Annotated in this window: 20 protein-coding genes; 11 read left to right on the top strand and 9 right to left on the bottom strand. The window is 71.8% G+C overall.

Features of this window, described 5'->3' with window-relative positions; genetic code table 11:
• Window positions 1–8: 8 nt before the first annotated feature.
• The 3 genes from QMF80_RS33815 to QMF80_RS33805 all read left to right on the top strand — a co-directional run bounded on the left by QMF80_RS33815 (window position 9) and on the right by QMF80_RS33805 (window position 1,130).
• On the top strand, window positions 9–218 hold the full coding sequence (locus QMF80_RS33815) for an acyl-CoA carboxylase epsilon subunit (protein ID WP_283460521.1): 210 nt from the start codon (window positions 9–11) through the stop codon (window positions 216–218).
• Between the two features lie 90 nt (window positions 219–308).
• A complete protein-coding gene (gene mmpB / locus QMF80_RS33810; RefSeq protein WP_283460519.1) occupies window positions 309–446 on the top strand; it encodes a morphogenic membrane protein MmpB in 138 nt (45 codons plus the stop codon).
• A 60-nt stretch (window positions 447–506) separates the two neighbouring features.
• Entirely contained in the window at window positions 507–1,130 is a 624-nt protein-coding gene (locus QMF80_RS33805) for a nucleoside triphosphate pyrophosphatase (RefSeq protein WP_283460517.1), read from the top strand.
• Here QMF80_RS33805 and QMF80_RS33800 read toward each other — a convergent pair.
• On the bottom strand, window positions 1,111–1,548 hold the full coding sequence (locus QMF80_RS33800; protein WP_283460515.1) for a hypothetical protein: 438 nt from the start codon (window positions 1,546–1,548) through the stop codon (window positions 1,111–1,113). The genes QMF80_RS33805 and QMF80_RS33800 overlap by 20 nt on opposite strands.
• Window positions 1,549–1,906: 358 nt before the next feature.
• Here QMF80_RS33800 and QMF80_RS33795 point away from each other — a divergent pair, with 358 nt between their 5' ends.
• Complete coding sequence (locus QMF80_RS33795; protein WP_283460513.1) at window positions 1,907–3,670, top strand: acetyl/propionyl/methylcrotonyl-CoA carboxylase subunit alpha; 1,764 nt, start codon at window positions 1,907–1,909, stop codon at window positions 3,668–3,670.
• A 79-nt stretch (window positions 3,671–3,749) separates the two neighbouring features.
• Here the strand turns inward: QMF80_RS33795 and QMF80_RS33790 are convergent, their stop codons facing one another.
• Both QMF80_RS33790 and QMF80_RS33785 read right to left on the bottom strand, forming a co-directional pair.
• The gene (locus tag QMF80_RS33790; protein WP_283460511.1) at window positions 3,750–4,700 is read right to left on the bottom strand and encodes a DeoR/GlpR family DNA-binding transcription regulator; all 951 of its coding nucleotides are present in this window, start codon (window positions 4,698–4,700) and stop codon (window positions 3,750–3,752) included.
• A 144-nt stretch (window positions 4,701–4,844) separates the two neighbouring features.
• Window positions 4,845–6,284: an NAD(P)H-quinone dehydrogenase gene (locus tag QMF80_RS33785; RefSeq protein ID WP_283460509.1), complete on the bottom strand. Its 1,440-nt coding sequence runs from the start codon at window positions 6,282–6,284 to the stop codon at window positions 4,845–4,847.
• 172 nt (window positions 6,285–6,456) lie between these two features.
• Between QMF80_RS33785 and QMF80_RS33780 the strand changes: the two genes are divergently transcribed.
• From QMF80_RS33780 to QMF80_RS33770, 3 genes are all read left to right on the top strand, one after another.
• Window positions 6,457–6,894: a gamma-glutamylcyclotransferase family protein gene (locus QMF80_RS33780; protein WP_283460507.1), complete on the top strand. Its 438-nt coding sequence runs from the start codon at window positions 6,457–6,459 to the stop codon at window positions 6,892–6,894.
• A 124-nt stretch (window positions 6,895–7,018) separates the two neighbouring features.
• Window positions 7,019–7,825, top strand: a complete 807-nt coding sequence (locus tag QMF80_RS33775; RefSeq protein ID WP_283460506.1) for a purine-nucleoside phosphorylase — start codon at window positions 7,019–7,021, stop codon at window positions 7,823–7,825.
• 54 nt (window positions 7,826–7,879) lie between these two features.
• The gene (locus QMF80_RS33770; RefSeq protein WP_283460504.1) at window positions 7,880–9,535 is read left to right on the top strand and encodes a phospho-sugar mutase; all 1,656 of its coding nucleotides are present in this window, start codon (window positions 7,880–7,882) and stop codon (window positions 9,533–9,535) included.
• Window positions 9,536–10,175: 640 nt separating this feature from the next.
• Here QMF80_RS33770 and QMF80_RS33765 read toward each other — a convergent pair.
• Window positions 10,176–11,702, bottom strand: a complete 1,527-nt coding sequence (locus tag QMF80_RS33765) for a sensor histidine kinase (RefSeq protein WP_283460502.1) — start codon at window positions 11,700–11,702, stop codon at window positions 10,176–10,178.
• The gene (gene afsQ1 / locus QMF80_RS33760) at window positions 11,699–12,376 is read right to left on the bottom strand and encodes a two-component system response regulator AfsQ1 (RefSeq protein ID WP_283460500.1); all 678 of its coding nucleotides are present in this window, start codon (window positions 12,374–12,376) and stop codon (window positions 11,699–11,701) included. Before afsQ1 ends, QMF80_RS33765 begins: the two co-directional genes overlap by 4 nt.
• 207 nt (window positions 12,377–12,583) lie before the next feature.
• Here afsQ1 and QMF80_RS33755 point away from each other — a divergent pair, with 207 nt between their 5' ends.
• The gene (locus tag QMF80_RS33755) at window positions 12,584–13,291 is read left to right on the top strand and encodes a SigE family RNA polymerase sigma factor (protein ID WP_283460498.1); all 708 of its coding nucleotides are present in this window, start codon (window positions 12,584–12,586) and stop codon (window positions 13,289–13,291) included.
• Between the two features lie 424 nt (window positions 13,292–13,715).
• On the opposite strand, the gene QMF80_RS33750 is transcribed toward QMF80_RS33755, so the two are convergent.
• Window positions 13,716–14,357, bottom strand: coding sequence for a uridine kinase family protein (locus QMF80_RS33750; RefSeq protein WP_283460496.1), 642 nt, complete (start codon window positions 14,355–14,357; stop codon window positions 13,716–13,718).
• Between the two features lie 132 nt (window positions 14,358–14,489).
• On the opposite strand from QMF80_RS33750, the gene QMF80_RS33745 reads away from it, so the two are divergent.
• Window positions 14,490–14,849, top strand: a complete 360-nt coding sequence (locus tag QMF80_RS33745) for a hypothetical protein (protein ID WP_283460494.1) — start codon at window positions 14,490–14,492, stop codon at window positions 14,847–14,849.
• A 93-nt stretch (window positions 14,850–14,942) separates the two neighbouring features.
• Here the strand turns inward: QMF80_RS33745 and QMF80_RS33740 are convergent, their stop codons facing one another.
• From QMF80_RS33740 to deoC, 3 genes are read right to left on the bottom strand one after another with little or no spacing between them, the layout of a single operon-like run.
• On the bottom strand, window positions 14,943–15,848 hold the full coding sequence (locus QMF80_RS33740) for an aldehyde dehydrogenase family protein (RefSeq protein ID WP_283460491.1): 906 nt from the start codon (window positions 15,846–15,848) through the stop codon (window positions 14,943–14,945).
• Complete coding sequence (locus tag QMF80_RS33735) at window positions 15,841–17,277, bottom strand: aldehyde dehydrogenase family protein (protein WP_283460490.1); 1,437 nt, start codon at window positions 17,275–17,277, stop codon at window positions 15,841–15,843. Before QMF80_RS33735 ends, QMF80_RS33740 begins: the two co-directional genes overlap by 8 nt.
• A gap of 5 nt (window positions 17,278–17,282) precedes the next feature.
• Complete coding sequence (gene deoC, locus QMF80_RS33730; protein ID WP_283460545.1) at window positions 17,283–18,245, bottom strand: deoxyribose-phosphate aldolase; 963 nt, start codon at window positions 18,243–18,245, stop codon at window positions 17,283–17,285.
• Between the two features lie 310 nt (window positions 18,246–18,555).
• Between deoC and QMF80_RS33725 the strand changes: the two genes are divergently transcribed.
• Both QMF80_RS33725 and QMF80_RS33720 read left to right on the top strand, forming a co-directional pair.
• Entirely contained in the window at window positions 18,556–19,290 is a 735-nt protein-coding gene (locus QMF80_RS33725) for a hypothetical protein (protein ID WP_283460488.1), read from the top strand.
• A 110-nt stretch (window positions 19,291–19,400) separates the two neighbouring features.
• On the top strand, window positions 19,401–20,039 hold the full coding sequence (locus tag QMF80_RS33720) for a class F sortase (protein WP_283460486.1): 639 nt from the start codon (window positions 19,401–19,403) through the stop codon (window positions 20,037–20,039).
• Window positions 20,040–20,159: the final 120 nt, after the last annotated feature.

Below are 20,159 nucleotides of genomic sequence, written 5' to 3'. Positions count from 1 at the left end.
AGGTTCCTGTGGTGATCAAGGTCGTCAAGGGCAATCCGACCCCCGAGGAGCTGGCCGCCGCACTGGCGGTGGTCCAGGCGCGTGCGGCGGCGCTGGCGTCCGCGCCGTCGGACGCGCCCCGGGTCGAGGACGAGTGGGCCGCGCCGTCGCGGGTGGCCCGGCAGCGGCTGCCGCAGCCGGGGCCGCGGGCCTGGGGGCGTACGTACTGGCCCTCGTGAGGCCGTGCGGCCGAAGATGACGCGAACGGACGGTGGCGCCTGAGTACCCGTACTCAGGCGCCACCGGCGTCCCCGGAGCAGGATCGTGGAATGCTCTGGTCCGATCCGAAGAACGAGCCGCCGAAGGACATGCGGGAAGCGCAGTCGATGCTGCGCCGGATGAGTGTGGTCCTGGCGCTGGCCATGGTGGTGGTGGTCTACGTCCTCGGGGTGCGCGGTCTGCGCTGAGGAGCCCGGCGGTGGGGGCGGCCCGCGGGCGGGCCCGGCGGGGGCCCGGGGCCTCCTACGATGGCCCCCATGACCGCCACGCCCGCGCAGCCGCGCGCCCTCGTCCTCGCCTCCGCCTCGCCCGCCCGGCTGAACCTGCTGCGGCAGGCGGGCCTCGCCCCGCACGTCATCGTCAGCGGGGTGGACGAGGACGCCCTGACCGCCGACTCCCCGGCCGAGCTGGCGCTCGTACTGGCCGAGGCGAAGGCCGCCGTGGTGGCGGCCCTGCCCGAGGCCGCGGGGGCCCTGGTGGTCGGCTGCGACTCCGTCCTGGAGCTGGATGGTGAGGCGCTGGGCAAGCCCGCGGACGCCGAGGAGGCCACGGCCCGCTGGAAGTCGATGCGCGGGCGGGCGGGCGTACTGCGCACCGGGCACTGCGTGATCGACACCGGGAGCGGCCGCCAGGTGTCGGCCACGGCGTCCACCACCGTCCGGTTCGGGGAGCCGACGGACGCGGAGGTCGCGGCCTACGTCGCGAGCGGTGAACCGCTCCACGTGGCCGGGGCGTTCACCCTGGACGGGCGTTCGGCGCCCTTCATCGACGGGATCGACGGGGATCCGGGGAACGTGATCGGGCTGTCGCTGCCGCTGCTGCGCTCGCTGCTGGGCGAACTGGGCGTGTCCATCACGGACTTGTGGACGTGATCTTCATCTCTCCGGCGCTCCCGGCGACGGCCTTCGCGTAGAGCGTCAAGGTCAGTACGAGGAGGCAGAAGACCAGCATCGTGGCGGCGAAGGCGGCCCAGCCGACCAGCGCCGCCGCGAGCGCGCCGAGCAGGACGTGGGCGAGCGCGGTGACGACCAGCAGGATGCGGCCGAACCGGCCCGGGGCCCGGTCGCGGACCGCGGTCAGGGCCAGGAACACGGCGCCGAGCAGCAGGAACGCCCCGAGGCCCGCGCCCATGACGTAGGTGGCCGTGGACATGACGTCCGGGTCCATGCCCGCGATGGACATGGCCTGGTTGTGCGTGGTCGCGCCCAGCACGATGTGGACGAGCACCAGCACCGCCGCTTCCACGACGAGCACGATCGCGGCGACCGAGGCCACGAGTCTGCGCAGCACGGCGCCCCCACCGATCCGTATGCGGCCACAAAAGCGTTCGACCCCCGGAGGCTACTAACGGGTAAACCTCCGGACAAGGGGTCGGAGCGGCTTCGTTACGGGCAAAGAAAGCCGGACCCGTTGGTAGGGAGTCCACAAAGAAACCCGGGGACCCGCTGACCCCAAACGCAGAGACCTTGGACACACGGCACGGCTAGGGTGCAGTCGGGGATCCCGCTGACCTGGGGCGCCACAAGGGGTGTCGACACTCGAGGGATCCTCGAATAACGCTCCGTGTGGGCAAGCTCACCTCTGGGGACGGGTCGAAAGGCCGTGTCGGCTGTCCCTAAACTCAGCTTGTTTCAAGGAGGGAGCCATCGTGCGCAAGGTGCTCATCGCCAACCGTGGCGAAATCGCTGTCCGCGTTGCCCGGGCCTGCCGGGATGCCGGGATCGCGAGCGTTTCCGTGTACGCCGATCCGGACCGGGACGCCCTGCACGTCCGCGCGGCCGACGAAGCTTTCGCGCTGGGCGGTGACACCCCGGCCACCAGCTATCTGGACATCGCGAAGGTCCTTCAGGCGGCAGCCGATTCCGGCGCCGACGCCATCCATCCCGGATACGGCTTCCTGTCGGAGAACGCGGAGTTCGCCCAGGCCGTCATCGACGCGGGACTGACCTGGATCGGCCCGCCCCCGCAGGCCATCCGTGACCTCGGCGACAAGGTCGCCGCCCGTCACATCGCCCAGCGCGCCGGGGCCCCCCTCGTCGCGGGCACCCCCGACCCCGTCTCCGGAGCCGACGAAGTCGTCGCCTTCGCCAAGGAGCACGGACTCCCCGTCGCGATCAAGGCCGCCTTCGGCGGCGGCGGCCGCGGCCTCAAGGTCGCCCGCGACCTCGAGGAGATCCCGGAGCTCTACGACTCGGCCGTCCGCGAGGCCGTCGCGGCCTTCGGCCGCGGCGAGTGCTTCGTCGAGCGCTACCTCGACAAGCCCCGCCACGTCGAGACCCAGTGCCTGGCCGACACCCACGGCAACGTGGTCGTCGTCTCCACCCGCGACTGCTCCCTGCAGCGCCGCCACCAGAAACTGGTCGAGGAAGCCCCCGCCCCGTTCCTGAGCGACGCCCAGAACGCCGAGCTGTACGCCGCCTCCAAGGCCATCCTCAAGGAGGCCGGCTACGTCGGCGCGGGCACCGTGGAGTTCCTGGTCTCCGCCGACGGCCTGATCTCCTTCCTGGAGGTCAACACCCGTCTCCAGGTCGAGCACCCGGTCACCGAAGAGGTCTCCGGCATCGACCTGGTGCGCGAGATGTTCCGGATCGCCGACGGCGAGGAACTCGGCTACGGCGACCCGGTCCTGCGCGGGCACTCCTTCGAGTTCCGCATCAACGGCGAGGACCCCGGCCGGGGCTTCCTCCCCGCCCCCGGCACCGTCACCAAGTTCGCTCCGCCGTCCGGCCCGGGCGTCCGCCTGGACACCGGCGTCGAATCCGGCAGCGTGATCGGGCCGGCCTGGGACTCGCTCCTGGCCAAGCTCATCGTGACCGGAGCCACCCGCGAGCAGGCTCTGCAGCGCGCGGCCCGCGCGCTCGCGGAATTCGAGATCGAGGGGATGGCCACCGCGATCCCCTTCCACCGCGCGGTCGTCGCCGACAAGGCGTTCGCTCCCGCCGACGGCGCCCCGTTCACGGTCTTCACCCGCTGGATCGAGACCGAGTTCGTCAACACCATCCCCGCCTTCGTGGTCCCGGCCGCGGACGAGGAGCAGGACGAGCCCGGCCGCGAGACCGTCGTGGTCGAGGTCGGCGGCAAGCGCCTGGAAGTCTCCCTGCCGTCCAGCCTGGGCATGACCCTGGCCCGTACCGCCGCGGCCGGGGGCGCCAAGCCCAAGCGCCGCGCCGCCAAGAAGTCCGGCCCGGCCGCCTCCGGCGACACCCTCGCGTCCCCGATGCAGGGAACCATCGTCAAGGTCGCCGTCGAGGAGGGCCAGCAGGTCAACGAGGGCGACCTGATCGTCGTACTCGAAGCCATGAAGATGGAACAGCCCCTCAACGCCCACCGCTCCGGCACCGTCGTCGGACTGGCGGCGGAGGTCGGCGGCTCCGTCACCGCGGGCGCCACCATCTGCCAGATCAAGGACTGACGGCCACCCGCACAGGTCCAAGAACGCCGACGGGGCTGGATCACTCCAGCCCCGTCGGCGTTTTCCGCGTTCACGCGCCCTAGCGGCGGCGCATGTCCGCGACCCTGGCGCGCTCCCCCGCCTGCTGCTCCAGCATCCCCGCGGGGGCGCTGCGCAGCTGTGCGGTGGGGCCGCCACGGCGTTGTACGGGGAGCGGGGAGTCCCGGCGCGGACGCCGCCCCTGCATCCCGTCGGCGGCGCCGGCGGCGGTGCCACCGGCGACCGTGATCTGTACGCCCTGGTCGGCCAGCGCCTGTAGCTCGGTGGCGGCACGGTCGTCGTGCGGCTGGGGCTCGTCCGTCACCAGTCGGGTGATGACGTCCGTGGGCACCGTCTGGAACATGGTGTCCGTACCGAGCTTGGTGTGGTCGGCCAGGACCACGACCTCGGCGGCCGCCTGGACGAGTGCCCGGTCCACGCTCGCGGAGAGCATGTTGGACGTGGACAGCCCGCGTTCGGCGGTGAGGCCGCTGCCGGACAGGAACGCCCGGGAGACGCGCAGTCCCTGGAGGGACTGCTCGGCCCCGCTGCCGACGAGGGCGTAGTTGGACCCGCGCAGGGTCCCGCCGGTCATCACGACCTCGACCCGGTTGGCGTGGGCCAGCGCCTGGGCGACGAGGAGCGAGTTGGTGACGACGGTCAGACCGGGCACCCGGGCGAGCCGGCGGGCCAGCTCCTGGGTCGTGGTGCCCGCGCCGACGACGATGGCCTCGCCTTCTTCGACGAGGCTCGCCGCGACATCGGCAATGGCGGTCTTCTCCGCCGTCGCGAGATGGGACTTTTGCGGAAAGCCGGACTCCCGCGTGAAGCCGCCCGGCAAGACCGCACCGCCGTGCCGGCGGTCGAGGAGTCCTTCTGCCTCCAGTGCCCGCACGTCCCGCCGTACGGTCACTTCGGAGGTCTGGACGACGCGGGCGAGCTCACGGAGCGATACCGCTCCGTTGGCTCGCACCATTTCGAGGATCAATTGACGACGTTCTGCAGCGAACACGAAACTGACAGTAACGCAACCAGTCCGTTCCTTTCAGGGCCCGACACCGATATGCCGAAGATGAGAACAGATCGGGCACGGGTGTGATATGTGCGCTTCCGGTGGAACGGGCGGGATCCGCAAACGCCTCTGGGCCGACGGGAATTACGCTTCCCCGGCCGCCTTGCGGGTGTGCAGCTGGCGGGCCACCTCGGCGATCGACCCCGACAGCGAGGGGTACACGGTGAACGCTTTTGCGATCTGCTCGACCGTCAGATTGTTGTCGACGGCGATCGAGATGGGGTGGATCAGCTCGCTCGCGCGCGGGGCCACGACCACGCCGCCGACGACGATCCCGGTGCCCGGACGGCAGAAGAGCTTCACGAAGCCGTCCCGGATGCCCTGCATCTTGGCGCGCGGGTTGCGCAGCAGCGGCAGCTTCACGCAGCGGGCGTCGATCTTGCCGGAGTCCACGTCGGCCTGGGTGTAGCCGACGGTGGCGATCTCGGGGTCGGTGAAGACGTTCGAGGACACCGTCTTGAGGTTCAGCGGGGTCACCGCGTCGCCGAGGAAGTGGTACATCGCGATGCGGCCCTGCATGGCGGCGACCGAGGCCAGGGCGAAGATGCCCGTGACGTCACCGGCGGCGTACACGCCCGGGGAGGAGGTCCGTGAGACCTTGTCGGTCCAGATGTGCCCGGAGTCGGTGAGGCGGACCCCGGACTCCTCCAGGTTCATCCCCGAGGTGTTGGGGACCGCGCCGACCGCCATCAGGCAGTGAGTGCCGGAGATGACCCGGCCGTCGGAGAGGGTGACCTCCACGCGGTCGCCGAGGCGCTTGGCGGACTCGGCGCGGGAGCGGCCGATCACGTTCATGCCGCGGCGGCGGAACACGTCCTCCAGGACGGCGGCGGCGTCCGGGTCCTCGCCCGGCAGCACGCGGTCGCGGGAGGAGACCAGGGTGACCCGGGAGCCGAGGGCCTGGTAGGCACCGGCGAACTCGGCGCCGGTCACACCGGAGCCGACCACGATGAGTTCCTCGGGCAGCTCCTCCAGGTCGTAGACCTGGGTCCAGTTCAGGATCCGCTCGCCGTCGGGCATCGCGTCCGGGATCTCCCGGGGGTGGCCGCCGGTCGCGATCAGGACGGCGTCGGCGGTCAGGATCGTCTCGGTGCCGTCCGCCGCCGTCACGATGACGTCACGGGTGCCGTCGATGCCCTGGGGGCCGCCGAGCTTGCCGCGGCCGCGCAGCACGCGGGCACCGGCCCGGGTGACGGAGGCGGTGATGTCGTGCGACTGGGCCAGCGCGAGCCGCTTGACGCGGCGGTTGACCTTGCCCAGGTCCACGCCGACCACCCGGGCCGCCTGCTCCAGCGGCGGGGTGTCGTCGGCGACGACGATGCCGAGTTCCTCGTACGACGAGTCGAAGGTCGTCATGACCTCGGCCGTGGCGATCAGAGTCTTGGAGGGCACGCAGTCGGTCAGGACCGACGCTCCGCCGAGACCGTCGCAGTCGACGACGGTCACCTCCGCGCCGAGCTGGGCGCCTACCAGGGCCGCCTCATAGCCGCCGGGGCCACCGCCGATGATCACGATCCGGGTCACGAAAAGTCCGCCTCACGTCTACCCGGCCGGCTGCCCCCCGGCCGGGGGTTCCGGGGGGTCTCCCCGGGGGATGCATTCCGTCCCCCATTGTCCCGCACGCATCAAGGTGCTTCGCGCCCGGTCCGCCATCCGGGCACGCGTCCACCGCCGTCCCTCCCGTACCCTCGACCTCATGTCGCTCTACGCCGCGTACGCCGGCAACCTCGACCCGCGGCTGATGACGCGCCGCGCTCCGCATTCCCCGCTGCGCGGAACGGGGTGGCTGAACGACTGGCGGCTGACGTTCGGCGGGGAACAGATGGGCTGGGAGGGCGCGCTCGCCACGATCGTGGAAGCGCCCCGCCACCAGGTGTTTGTCGCCCTGTACGACGTCGCGCCGCTGGACGAGGAGTCCATGGACCGGTGGGAAGGCGTCGGGCTCGACATCTACCGCCGGATGCGCGTGCGGGTGCACACCCTGGACGGCGAGGAGGCCGCCTGGGTGTACGTCCTGAACGGGTACGAGGGCGGCCTGCCCTCGGCGCGGTACCTCGGGGAACTGGCCGACGCGGCCGAATCCGCGGGCGCCCCGCACGACTACGTGATGGAACTGCGCAAGCGTCCCTGCTGACCCGGCCCCGCCGCCCCCGCTCCGGGGCGCCGGGACATTTGGTCGGAAACGACAAGGCAACGATCCGAACACCGTGAGCTGTGCCATCTACGCGCGTAGGGGCAGAGCGGTTACGCTCGTCCGCGTGAACGCATCTGCTACCGATCCCCTTGCCGCCGCCGACGCCGCAGCCGCGCGTCTGCGTGAGCTCACCGGCGCCGATTCCCACGATGTCGCCCTCGTGATGGGCTCCGGCTGGGCGCCCGCCGCCGAGGCGCTCGGCGCGCCCGAGGCCGAGTTCCCGGTCACCGAACTCCCCGGCTTCCCGCCGCCCGCCGTCGAGGGCCACGGCGGCAAGATCCGCTCGTACAAGATCGGCGACAAGCGCGCGCTGCTCTTCCTCGGCCGGACCCACTACTACGAGGGCCGTGGCGTCGCCGCCGTCGCGCACGGCGTCCGTACCGCCGTCGCCGCGGGCTGCAAGACCATCGTCCTCACCAACGGCTGTGGTGGCCTGCGTCCGGGCATGCGCCCCGGCCAGCCGGTCCTCATCAGCGACCACCTCAACCTGACGGCCACCTCGCCCATCATCGGCGCGAACTTCGTGGACCTGACCGACCTGTACTCGCCGCGCCTGCGCGCGATGTGCAAGGAGATCGACCCGTCGCTCGAAGAGGGCGTCTACGTCCAGTTCCCCGGCCCGCACTACGAGACCCCGGCCGAGATCAACATGATCCGCGTCATGGGCGCGGACCTGGTCGGCATGTCCACCGTGCTGGAGGCCATCGCGGCCCGTGAGGCGGGCGCCGAGGTCCTGGGCATCTCCCTGGTCACCAACCTGGCGGCGGGCCTGTCGGGCGAGCCGCTCAACCACGAAGAGGTCCTCCAGGCCGGCCGCGACTCGGCCGCCCGCATGGGCCAGCTGCTCACCCAGGTCCTCGCCCGGATCTGAGCCGTCGGGGCACCCCGGCAACCGAGCCACCGTACGAGAGGTAAGGCGGAAGCAGTGCAGGAACAGGACGACCTGATCGCCCGGGCCGAGGCCTGGCTCGCGGAGGACCCCGACCCGGAGACCGCCGACGAGCTGGCCGGGCTCATCGCGGCGCGGGATCTGGACGAGCTGGCGGACCGGTTCTCCGGCCTGCTCCAGTTCGGCACCGCCGGGCTGCGCGGCGAGCTGGGCGCGGGCCCGATGCGGATGAACCGCAATGTGGTCATCCGCGCCGCGGCGGGCCTCGCGGCCTACCTGAAGGCGCAGGGGCACGCGGGCGGCCTGGTGGTCGTCGGCTACGACGCCCGCTACAAGTCCGCGGACTTCGCGCGGGACACGGCGGCCGTGATGACCGGCGCCGGGCTGCGCGCGGCCGTGCTGCCCCGGCCGCTGCCGACGCCGGTCCTCGCGTACGCCATAAGGCACCTGGGCGCCGTCGCCGGCGTCGAGGTGACCGCGAGCCACAACCCTCCCCGGGACAACGGCTACAAGGTCTACCTCGGCGACGGTTCGCAGATCGTGTCCCCGGCGGACGCGGAGATCGCGCTCCAGATCGACGCGATCGGCGCGCTGGACGGCGTACCGCGTCCCGAGAGCGGCTGGGAGGACCTCGGTGACGAGGTCCTGGAGGCCTATCTGGCGCGTACGGACGCCGTCCTGACCCCCGGGTCCCCCCGGAGCGTGCGGACCGTCTACACGGCCATGCACGGCGTCGGCAAGGACGTCGTGATGGCGGCCTTCGCCCGGCACGGCTTCCCGGCGCCGGAGCTCGTCGCCGAGCAGGCCGAGCCGGACCCGGCGTTCCCGACGGTGGCCTTCCCCAACCCGGAGGAGCCGGGGGCGATGGACCTGTCCTTCGCCACGGCCGCCCGGGTGAACCCGGACATCGTGATCGCGAACGACCCGGACGCGGACCGCTGCGCGGTGGCCGTCCCGGACGACTCCTCGGAGTCGGGCTGGCGGATGCTGCGCGGCGACGAGGTCGGCGCGCTGCTGGCGGCGCACCTGGTGTCGAAGGGCGCGCGCGGGGTCTTCGCCGAGTCGATCGTGTCCTCGTCCCTGCTGGGGCGGATCGCGGACGCGGCGGGCGTGGGCTACGAGGAGACCCTCACGGGCTTCAAGTGGATCTCCCGCGTCGAGGGCCTGCGCTACGGCTACGAGGAGGCGCTCGGCTACTGCGTGGACCCCGAGGGGGTCCGCGACAAGGACGGCGTCACCGCCGCCCTGCTGGTGGCGGAGCTGGCCTCGGTGCTCAAGGAGCAGGGCCGGACCCTGACCGACCTGCTGGACGACCTGGCGATGGCCCACGGGCTGCACGCCACCGACCAGCTGTCGGTACGGGTCGACGACCTGTCGGTGATCGCCTCGGCGATGGCGGCGCTGCGCGCGGAGCCGCCGGTGTCGCTGGCGGGGCTGCGGGTGGTCTCGGCGGAGGACCTGAACGAGGGCACGGCGTCGCTGCCGCCCACGGACGGGCTGCGCTACTACCTGGACGGGGCGTACAAGGCCCGGGTCATCGTCCGCCCCTCCGGCACCGAGCCCAAGCTCAAGTGCTACCTGGAGGTCGTGGTCCCGGTCGCGGACGCGCCCGGGCTGGCCCCGGCGCGGGTGCGCGGCCAGGAAGTCCTGGACGCGATCAAGAAGGACCTGGCGGCGGCCGCGGGGATCTGATCCCTTCGCGCCGCCCGCACCCGGCCCCCTGGGGCTCGGCCTCGTCGACGGGCGGACGATCTCGCCGAGCGTCGGGATCGACTCCGGCCGCGCGCGGACCGCGTCCGTGCACTCCCAGGCCCGCGGCGGATCGGCGTCCGGCCCGCCCAGCACCACCGGACCGGCGCCCCGGCCCACCGCCTCGCTGCCCGTCAGCGTGCACACGATCTGCGACAGGGCCACCGGTGGCAGGTCCTCCGGCTTGCGGCTGAGCCGCAGGGTGCCCTTGGGGTCGCCGGGGCGCGGCGTACCGGCCGTGAGGCCCGCGGGCACCCCGGTGCTGAATCCGGCGTCCCGCTCCTCCGTGGACGGCGTACGCTCCAACGCCTCCAGCAGGGCCTGGGCGAGCAGCGTCAGCGGGTCGCGCACCCCGCCCTTCTCCGGGACCGGCACCACCCGTTCCACCCCGACCAGCTGCGATCCGCAGACCAGCTGCACCGTGGTCCGGAAGCCCTGCGCGTCCGAGCCCGACTGGCCGGGCGTGTCGCAGGACACCCGCGAGGGCGCGGCCCCGACGTCCACCGGGACCGTCGTCGACCGGATCCCGCAGCCGGCCGTGCCCGCCAGCAGCCCGCCGACGGCAGCGGCGAAGAGCAGCGCGTTACGCGTCCGCCTCACCGGCCAGCACCTCCTCCAGATCCACCGGCAGCCGCAGCGTGAACACGGCGCCGCCCCCGCCCCCGTTGGCGGCGGTGATGTCCCCGCCCTGGATGTGCGCGTTCTCCACCGCGATGGACAGCCCCAGCCCGCTGCCGTCCGACCGGGGCCGGGACGCGCTCGCCTTGTAGAACCGGTCGAAGACGTGCGGCAGGACCTCCTCGGGGATGCCCGGGCCGTTGTCCTTCACCTCGATGACCAGCCACGAGTGGCCCCGGTCGGGGTCCTCGGCCGGATCGGAGACCCGCACCGAGACGCGGACCGGCGAGCCGCCGTGCTTGAGCGCGTTGCCGATCAGGTTCGCGAGGATCACGTCGAGGCGGCGGGGGTCGAGCCGGACCACGATGCCGCGCTCCGCCTCCAGCTCGACGGCGTCCAGCCAGGCCCGCGCGTCGATGCAGGCCGTGACCTGGTCGGCGACGTCCACGTCGTCCAGCACCAGTCGGGCCGTGCCCGCGTCGAAGCGGGTGACCTCCATCAGGTTCTCGACCAGCTCGTTCAGCCGCCGCGTCTCGCTGACGACCAGCCCGACCGCCGGTGCGATCATCGGATCGAAGGTGTCGGCCTCCTCCTCCAGCACCTCGGCGACCGCCGTCAGAGCCGTCAGCGGGGTGCGCAGTTCGTGCGACATGTCGGCGACGAACCGGCGGCTCGACTCCTCCCGCGCGCTCATGTCGGCGACCTTCTTCTCCAGCGCCTCGGCCGTCATGTTGAAGGTGTGCGACAGATCGGCGAGTTCGTCGGTCCCGGACACGTCCAGGCGCGTGTCCAGGTGGCCCTCGCCCAGCTTGCGGGCCGCGTCCCCGAGCCGCTGCACCGGCTTGAGCACGGTGCGCGCGGCGGCCTGCGCGAGCAGCGCGGAACCCAGCAGGGCCAGCCCGGTCGCGATGCACAGCGACCAGGCCAGCGCGTTCAGGTCGTCCCGCTCCTGGGCCAGCGACTTGTACATGTAACCGGTCGGCCCGCCGCCCACGATCCGCGTCCCGCCGACCAGGTACGGGTTGCCGCCGGGCTTCGTACGCTGCCAGTACATGTGGAACTCGGCGCTGTTGGCCGAGGTCGTCTTCTGCCGGTCGTTGACCGCCTGCTGGAGGGACTTGGGCACGTCGTCCAGCCCGAAGGAGTCGGGACCGGCCGCGCCGAAGATCCGCCGCCCGTCCTTGCCGTCGCGCACCAGTAGCACGCTGTAGCCGGGGCTGCTGCCCGCCATCAGCTCGGCGGTGCGCTGAAGTTCCTCCTGAGAGGGGTCCGCGGGGAGCGCCGCGGCCCGGTTCTGCATCTCCTGGCGGAAGTCACCGAGCGCCGCGTCCTGGGTACGGGTGAGGACCGCCTCGCGGTTGAGCCAGTACGCGATCCCCGACGCCGAGACCGCCGCCGTCAGCGCGACGAGCGCGAACACCAGGAGCAGCCGCAGCCGCAGACTGGTCCAGCGCCGGCCCGACAGCAGCGACCCCGCCGCCGCGCGGATCACTGCGGAGAGTCCAGGCGGTAGCCGACGCCGCGCACGGTACGGATGAGCGTGGGCGAGGACGGGATCTCCTCGACCTTGGCGCGCAGCCGCTGGACGCACGCGTCGACCAGGCGCGAGTCGCCGAGGTAGTCGTGCTCCCAGACCAGGCGCAGCAGTTGCTGGCGCGAGAGGGCCTGGCCGGGCCGCCTGCTCAGTTCCAGCAGCAGGCGCAGCTCGGTGGGCGTGAGCTGGAGGTCCTCACCGTTCTTGGTGACGGTCATGGCGGCGCGGTCGATCACCAGCGAGCCGAAGACCGCCGAATCGGTGGCCTCGCGCTCGCCGCGGCGCAGGACGGCCCGGATCCGGGCGTCGAGCACCCGGCCCTGGACGGGCTTGACGACGTAGTCGTCGGCCCCCGACTCCAGGCCGACGACGACATCGATGTCGTCGTTGCGCGCGGTCAGCAGGATGATCGGCAACTGGTCGGTGCGCCGGATCCGGCGGCACACCTCGAAACCGTCGATCCCGGGCAGCATCACATCCAGCACGATCAGATCCGGCCGCTGCTCGCGCAGCAGTTTCAGGCCGTCCTCGCCCGTCGCCGCGGTGGCCACACGGTGGCCCTGGCGTGACAGGGAGAGTTCGAGGGCCGTGCGGATGGCGTCGTCGTCCTCGATCAGCAACAGGAAAGGCACGGGCTCATTCTGTCCCATCGGCCGTTGGGCGTACGACCGTCGGGCGGCGGACTTTCGGCCGGGAGCCCTTCCACAGGTGGCTGTGACAGGCCTGTGACAGTCGAAGGACACCCCGGTTATCTGCCCGGGGCAGTCTTCATACCAACGCGGAAGAACGCGGAAGTACGAAGAACCGAAGCAGACACACTCCACGACGGGGGGCGCGAGATGAACACGCTGTACGGCACCACGACCAGCGCGGTTGTCACGCGGCTGCACGATGTGCACCGACGGGCGGGTGTCCGTCAGGTCGCCGTCGTCCGACAGCGGCCCGCACACACCGTAGCCATCGACGCGAAGTCCTACACCGCCCCCTCCGTGGCCCCCGAGGCCGCTCCGGCGCCGTCGGTATCGGCGGAAGCCGAGTTCACGGCGTACGTCGAGCAGCGCCGGGCGTCGCTCTACGCGACAGCCTTCCACCTCACCGGTGACCGCCACGAGGCGGAGGACCTGCTCCAGAGCGCGCTGTTCTCCACGTACCGCGCCTGGGACCGGATCAGCGACAAGGCGGCCGTCGGCGGCTACCTGCGTCGCACCATGACGAACCTGCACATCAGCGCCTGGCGCCGCCGGAAGCTGAACGAGTACCCGACCGAGGAACTGCCCGAGACGGCCTCCGACACGGATGCGATGCGCGGTACGGAGCTGCGCGCGGTCCTGTGGCAGGCGCTGACCCGGCTCCCGGAGCCGCAGCGCACGATGCTGGTGCTGCGGTACTACGAGGGCCGTACGGACCCGGAGATCGCCGAGATCCTGGACATCAGCGTCGGCACGGTCAAGTCGAGCATCTGGCGCTCGCTGCGGCGGCTGCGCGAGGACGAGGCGCTGAGCTTCGGTGCCGACGAGTCGGAGTCCTTCGAGGAGCTGGTGGCGTAACGCCACGACGAACCACACGGCCAGGGGGGCCGTCCCACGGGGGTGGGGCGGGGGCCATCGGGGGAGCGAGCGGGATCAAGCGGCCGGGGGTCCGCGAGATCCCGCTCGCGCCATTTCCCCCACGGAACGCCCCCGTTCCACCGGATGCACCGGTCCTGGCGCGCAACCTCAGCCCAGCCGGATGCACCCGCCCCCGCGGGCAACCTCAGCCCCGCCGGACACCCAGCCTCCCCGGGCAACCTCAGCCCCGCCGGCGTTTGAGGCGCCCCCGGAGGGCGGGCGACCCGCAGCCGGGAACAGGGGCACGTACAGGTACGCGTCGGCCGACGCTGCCTCCGGCGGGCCCTCAAACGCCGGGCAGGCTGGATTTCGCGCACCGCCGGAAGACACCCCTGCCCGCCGGGCAGGCAGGAAGGGGCCGGGGTTAGGCCGGGGTGGTGGTGCGGGACGGGCGGTGGCGTCCTGCCGCGGCGGCGGCCAGACGGCCCAAGGCCTCGTCACGGCCACACGCGTACGCCCCCAGCCCGCTGTGCCGCGCCACGATCCCCCGCTCCGCCCGCATCAGCCGCCAGCCCCTGCGCAGCAGGAACGGAACGGACTTGCGCCCCTCCCGCAGATCGCGGGCGAGCCGACGCCGGAAGGTGGTGGACGGGCGCCCCCGCAGGCAGATCGCATCCGCCAGCAGCCCCAGCTCCTGACACCGCGCCACGACGTCCGCCGCGAAGATCCCCTCCGCGATGAACAGCGGCGTACGCCCGATGTCCAGCGTCTCCACCCCGGTCCGCGAGCTGGTCGCGATGTCATAGACCGGCACCTCGGTACGGCCGCCCGCGCACAGCTGCGCGACCGCCGTCACCGCCGCGTCCATGTCCCACGACAGCGGCGAGTCCCAGTCGATGTCGGAACTGCCGTCGACCAGCGGCAGGCTGGGGTCGGCGCCCTCTTTGTAGAAGTCGTCGAGGCGCAGCACCGGCAGCCCGGAACGCGCGGCCAGGGAGGATTTTCCGGAGCCCGACGGACCGGTCAGCAGGACGACTCGGGTCGGGGAGGGAGAGGAACAGCTCACGGGTCACCAGTGTGAACCATTAACCCGCGTAGGGGGTCCTCCCGGTGGCTGGTTGGTATCCAGGATCACACCTCAACTACGCTGCGTGCGCACGCGACTACGACCACAGACGCCAACCACAGGTGGAATCCCATGGCACGTCACGCAGCCTCCGCAGCCTCCTCGTCGGTCCTGCGCACCGCAGGCCTCACCCTCACCATGGCCGGTGCGGCCCTCACCCTGGCCACGGGCGGGGCCCAGGCGGGCGAGCTGGATGTTCCGGCCGCACTGGCGGGAGCCGTCAACCCGATCACGAACCTCCAGGTCAACCCGCTGGCCAACACCGGCGTGGACCCGCTGAACAACGGCATCGGCACGAAGGTCGCGGACTTCCCGGCCGTCGGTACGAGCATGGTCACCGACAGCGTCACCAAGGGCGCCAAGGTCGGCGAACTCCCCACGGCGGCGGCTTCCTCGCTGCTGGGCCCGCTGCTGCCGGGCGCGGTGAAGTAGCGGGTCGCGGGTACGGGGAGGCCCCGACAGCACGGGGGTCGCTGTCGGGGCCGGTCCGGGTGGGCCCGTAGGCCAGGGGCGGCGTACGCCTAGCTAGTAGGCCGAACCGGAGGCGCCCAGCGAGCCCGTGGGGTGCCAGACGGTCTTCGTCTCCAGGAACGCGGTCATCCGCTTCGTCCCCGGGTCGGCGCTCCAGTCGTCCGCGGACTGCCTGCGCAGCACGCGCTTGAGGTTGTCCGCGGCCGCGATCTCCAGCTCCTTGGCGAGCGCCTCGTCGGCACCCGCCAGGTCGATCGCGTTGACGTCCTGGTGCGAGGCCAGGTGCGGGCCCATCTCGGCGGCCTTGCCGGACAGGATGTTGACCACACCGCCGGGCAGGTCGGAGGTGGCGAGCACTTCGCCCAGGGAGAGCGCCGGGAGCGGGTACTTCTCGCTGGCGATGACGACCGCGGTGTTGCCGGTCGCGATCACCGGGGCGAGCACCGAGACCAGGCCCAGGAAGGACGAGTCCTGCGGGGCCACGACCGTGACGACACCGGTCGGCTCGGGGGTGGAGAGGTTGAAGAACGGCCCGGCGACCGGGTTCGCCCCGCCCACGAGCTGCGCGATCTTGTCGGTCCAGCCCGCGTACCAGACCCAGCGGTCGATGGCGGCGTCCACGACGGCCGCGGCCTTCGACTTGGACAGGCCCTCGGCCTCGCCGACCTCGCGGACGAACTGCTCGCGGCGGCCCTCCAGCATCTCGGCGACGCGGTAGAGGATCTGGCCGCGGTTGTAGGCGGTCGCGCCCGACCAGCCGCCGAAGGCCTTGCGGGCCGCGACGACCGCGTCACGGGCGTCCTTGCGGGAGGACAGCGGGGCGTTGGCCAGCCACTTGCCCTTGGAGTCGGTCACCTCGTACACCCGGCCGCTCTCGGAGCGGGGGAACTTGCCCCCGACGTACAGCTTGTAGGTCTTGAAGACGCTCAGACGCGCCGAAGACGCCGAAGAATCAGACATCGAGGTAACCCTCCAGGCCGTGACGGCCACCTTCGCGGCCGAAGCCCGATTCCTTGTACCCGCCGAACGGCGAGGTCGGGTCGAACTTGTTGAACGTGTTGGCCCAGACGACACCCGCGCGGAGCTTGTTCGCGACCGCGAGGATGCGCGAGCCCTTCTCCGTCCAGATGCCCGCGGACAGCCCGTACTGGCTGTTGTTGGCCTTGGCGACGGCCTCGTCCGGGGTGCGGAACGACAGGACGGACAGGACCGGGCCGAAGATCTCGTCGCGGGCGACGGTGTGCGCCTGAGTGACGTTGGTGAACAGCGTCGGGGCGAACCAGTAACCGGTGGACGGCAGCTCGCACGCCGGGGACCAGCGCTCGGCGCCCTCGGCCTCGCCGGTCTCGGCGAGCGCGGTGATCCGGGCCAGCTGGGCCGCGGAGTTGATCGCGCCGATGTCGGTGTTCTTGTCCAGCGGGTCGCCGAGGCGCAGCGTGGACAGGCGGCGCTTGAGCGAGTCGAGCAGCTCGTCCTGGATCGACTCCTGGACCAGCAGGCGCGAGCCCGCGCAGCAGACCTGGCCCTGGTTGAAGAAGATGCCGGTGACGATGCCCTCGACGGCCTGGTCGATGGGGGCGTCGTCGAAGACGATGTTGGCGCCCTTGCCGCCCAGCTCCAGGGTGACCTTCTTGTCCGTACCGGCGATCTGGCGCGCGATGGCCTTGCCGACGGCGGTGGAGCCGGTGAAGGCGACCTTGTTGACGTCCGGGTGCTCGACGAGGGCCGCGCCCGCGTCGCCGTAACCGGTGAGGATGTTGACGACGCCCTTGGGCAGGCCCGCCTGGCGGCAGATGTCCGCGAAGAACAGGGCCGACAGGGGCGTGGTCTCGGCGGGCTTGAGGACGACGGTGTTACCGGTCGCCAGCGCCGGGGCGATCTTCCACGCCAGCATCAGGAGCGGGAAGTTCCAGGGGATGACCTGGCCCGCCACACCGAGGGGGCGGGGGTTCGCGCCGTAGCCCGCATGGTCGAGCTTGTCGGCCCAGCCCGCGTAGTAGAAGAAGTGCGCGGCGACCAGGGGGAGGTCCGCGTCGCGGGTCTCCTTGATCGGCTTGCCGTTGTCGAGGGTCTCCAGGACGGCCAGCTCGCGGCTGCGCTCCTGGATGATCCGGGCGATCCGGAAGAGGTACTTGGCGCGCTCGGAACCGGGCAGCGCGGACCACTTCTCGAAGGCCTTGCGGGCGGCCTTCACGGCGCGGTCGACGTCGGCGGCGCCCGCCTGGGCGACCTCGGCCAGCACTTCCTCGCTGCTCGGCGAGATGGTCTTGAAGACCTTGCCGTCGGCGGCCTCGGTGAACTCTCCGTCGATGAAGAGCCCGTAGGAGGGCGCGATGTCGACGACCGAGCGGGACTCGGGAGCCGGTGCGTACTCGAATGCAGATGCCATGGTGATCAGTCCACCGTCACGTAGTCGGGACCGGAGTAACGGCCGGTGCTCAGCTTCTGGCGCTGCATCAACAGGTCGTTGAGCAGGCTGGAGGCGCCGAAGCGGAACCAGTGGTTGTCCAGCCAGTCCTCGCCCACGGTCTCGTTGACCAGGACCAGGAACTTGAGCGCGTCCTTGGTCGTGCGGATGCCGCCCGCGGGCTTCACACCGATCTGTACGCCGGTCTGCGCGCGGAAGTCCCGTACGGCCTCCAGCATCAGCAGGGTGTTGGCGGGCGTGGCGTTCACGCCGACCTTGCCGGTGGAGGTCTTGATGAAGTCGGCGCCGGCCATCATGCCGATCCAGGAGGCGCGGCGGATGTTGTCGTACGTCGACAGCTCACCGGTCTCGAAGATGACCTTGAGGCGGGCTGCGGTGCCGTCGGGGCGCACGCACGCCTCCTTGACGGCCTTGATCAGTTCGAAGGTGGCGAGGTAGTGGCCCGCGAGGAAGGCGCCGCGGTCGATCACCATGTCGATCTCGTCGGCGCCCGCCGCGACGGCGTCGCGGGTGTCGGCGAGCTTGACCGGCAGGGCGGCGCGACCGGCGGGGAACGCCGTCGCCACGGAGGCCACCTTCATGCCGGTCCCGGCGAGCGCCTCGTGCGCGATGCCGGCCATGTCGGGATAGACACAGATGGCGGCGGTGCGGGGGGTGGTGCGGTCGGTCGGATCGGGATTGGCGCCCTTGGCGCAGAGCGCCCGGACCTTGCCCGGGGTGTCCGCGCCCTCGAGCGTGGTCAGGTCGATCATCGAGATGGCCAGGTCGATGGCGTACGCCTTGGCCGTCGTCTTGATCGAACGGGTGCCGAGAGCCGCGGCGCGCGCTTCCAGGCCGACGGCGTCGACGCCGGGCAGCCCGTGCAGGAAGCGGCGCAGCGCGCTGTCGGACGTCGTCACGTCAGCGAATGCGGGGAGTGTGGTGGGCATGGTCACCAGATGAGCATATCTACGCGCGTAGCGGCCTGTCACCCCCCTCCCCCGAAACTCCTCCATATCGGTCGCGGAAAAGGTTGCCGCGGACCCGTCCGGGGAATGCGCCGGTCATCGCCTGCCCGGACCTCGATCGACATGCCGTTTCCTGTTACGCGGCCATGACAGGAACCGCATCGTCCGGTCGATCAAGATCCATAGAGTTCCTTTCAGCAGCCCGCCAGACCCTCACCGGATACAAGCCCGACAGAGACAACGCGGCATGCGACTCTCCCTCCTCCTCCCGACCACGCTCCAAGGAGTCGTTATGCGTTCCGCCCTCCGTACCTCCATCGCCGCCGTCGCCCTCACCGGCGCCCTGCTCGTGCCCGCCACGGCGACGGCCTTCGCGGCCACCACCCCGACGGCGGCCTCCGTGGGCGCGTCGGACGACAGCCGCTACGAGGGGACGCCGGTCTACATAGGCGAAGGCCTGGTCGCGGTGCTGCGCAACAAGGCGGAGGGCCCCGAGGCCTGGATCCGGTACGTGGGCACCGGCTGGAAGCCCGGCGACGTCTACATGGTCCGGGTGATGGACGTGCTGGACCGCAGCCACCTGACGGCCACCGTCGAGGGCCTGCACCTCACCCTCACCAAGGCGAGCACCAGCACCCCGGTGCTCACGGTCACGAAGGCGGGCACCACCACCTCCTACCCGCTCCCGAAGGCGACGGCGGGTACGGGTGCCGGTACGGGCGCGTCCCCGCAGCCGTCCACCCCGACCATCAAGCCGTCCACGCCGATCACGAAGCCGTCCACCCCGGCCACCAAGCCGGCCACGTCCGCCACCAAGCCGGCCGCCACCGTCACCGACGTGAAGCCGCAGACCGCGGCGCAGACCGCGGTCGTCCCCAAGGGGGCGGTCGCCGCCGGTGCCGAGATCACGGCCGAGGACACCCCCAGCACCACCACCCTGGCCGCGGGCGCCGGTCTCCTCACGGTCCTCGCCGCCCTCGGCACGGCCGCCCTCCACCGCACCCGCCGCACGCGCCACCAGGGCTGACACCCCGCGCCACGCTCTTTTCCACACCCCTGCCTCTCCCCTCCGCCTCACCTCCTCACCCGGCGGGCCACCATCGCGGTGGCCCGCCGGGCCCGTTCCCGGAGCACCCGATGGCCCACCGCGTACGCCCCCTGCTCGTCGCCGCCCTCCTCGGGCCGCTCCTCCTGACGGGCTGCGGCGGGCCCACCCACGCCGCGCCCGCCCCGCCCCCGCATATAGCGGCCCCGGCCACCAGAGCCCCGGCCACCGCACCGCCCACGGCGGCCACCCCCACGCCCGCGACCGCCGGAACCCCCCTGCCCGCCTCCGAGCCGGTCCGGGTACGCGTCCCGGCGGCCGGGGTCGACACCTCACCGCTCCTGAAGCTGGGCCTGGCCGCCGACGGCACGGTCCAGGTGCCGTCCGTCGCCGACGGGGACCGGATCGGGTGGTACACCCAGGGCGTCACCCCGGGGGAGATCGGCCCGGCCGTTCTGATCGGGCACTTCGACACCGCCCGGGGCCCGGCCGTCCTGCGGAACGTCTCGCGCGTGCACACCGGCGACGACATCACCGTCTCCCGCGCGGACGGCACCACCGCCGTCTTCCGGGTACGCGAACTGGAGCAGGTCGACAAGAAGCACTTCCCCACCGCCAAGGTGTACGGCAACACCTCGCACCCCGAGCTGCGCCTCATCACCTGCGGAGGCGAAATCACAGACGGCCACCGCCCGGACAACATCATCTTGTACGCGGACCTGATCGGCTGAGGGAACGCGTGGGGCTCCGCGGGGGCGGGGGTTCCGCGGCTGCGCCGCGGGGGGCGGGGCTTTGAGCGTCCGGGGTCGGGGCAGTGCCCGGGGCTGCCCCGACCCCGGACACAAGAAAAC

Source organism: Streptomyces sp. G-G2, assembly GCF_030063135.1.
GTDB lineage: Bacteria > Actinomycetota > Actinomycetes > Streptomycetales > Streptomycetaceae > Streptomyces.
The sequence above is the reverse complement of the archived record's forward strand: the minus strand, read 5'-3'. Positions and strand labels throughout refer to the sequence as shown.

Coding starts and splice junctions, on each gene's coding strand:
- mmpB (WP_283460519.1), top strand. CDS start 309: ATGCTCTGGTCCGATCCGAAGAACGAGCCGCCGAAGGACATGCGGGAA.
- QMF80_RS33805 (WP_283460517.1), top strand. CDS start 507: ATGGCCCCCATGACCGCCACGCCCGCGCAGCCGCGCGCCCTCGTCCTC.
- QMF80_RS33780 (WP_283460507.1), top strand. CDS start 6,457: ATGTCGCTCTACGCCGCGTACGCCGGCAACCTCGACCCGCGGCTGATG.
- QMF80_RS33755 (WP_283460498.1), top strand. CDS start 12,584: ATGAACACGCTGTACGGCACCACGACCAGCGCGGTTGTCACGCGGCTG.
- QMF80_RS33745 (WP_283460494.1), top strand. CDS start 14,490: ATGGCACGTCACGCAGCCTCCGCAGCCTCCTCGTCGGTCCTGCGCACC.
- QMF80_RS33740 (WP_283460491.1), bottom strand. CDS start 15,848: ATGTCTGATTCTTCGGCGTCTTCGGCGCGTCTGAGCGTCTTCAAGACC.
- QMF80_RS33735 (WP_283460490.1), bottom strand. CDS start 17,277: ATGGCATCTGCATTCGAGTACGCACCGGCTCCCGAGTCCCGCTCGGTC.
- deoC (WP_283460545.1), bottom strand. CDS start 18,245: ATGCCCACCACACTCCCCGCATTCGCTGACGTGACGACGTCCGACAGC.
- QMF80_RS33725 (WP_283460488.1), top strand. CDS start 18,556: ATGCGTTCCGCCCTCCGTACCTCCATCGCCGCCGTCGCCCTCACCGGC.
- QMF80_RS33720 (WP_283460486.1), top strand. CDS start 19,401: ATGGCCCACCGCGTACGCCCCCTGCTCGTCGCCGCCCTCCTCGGGCCG.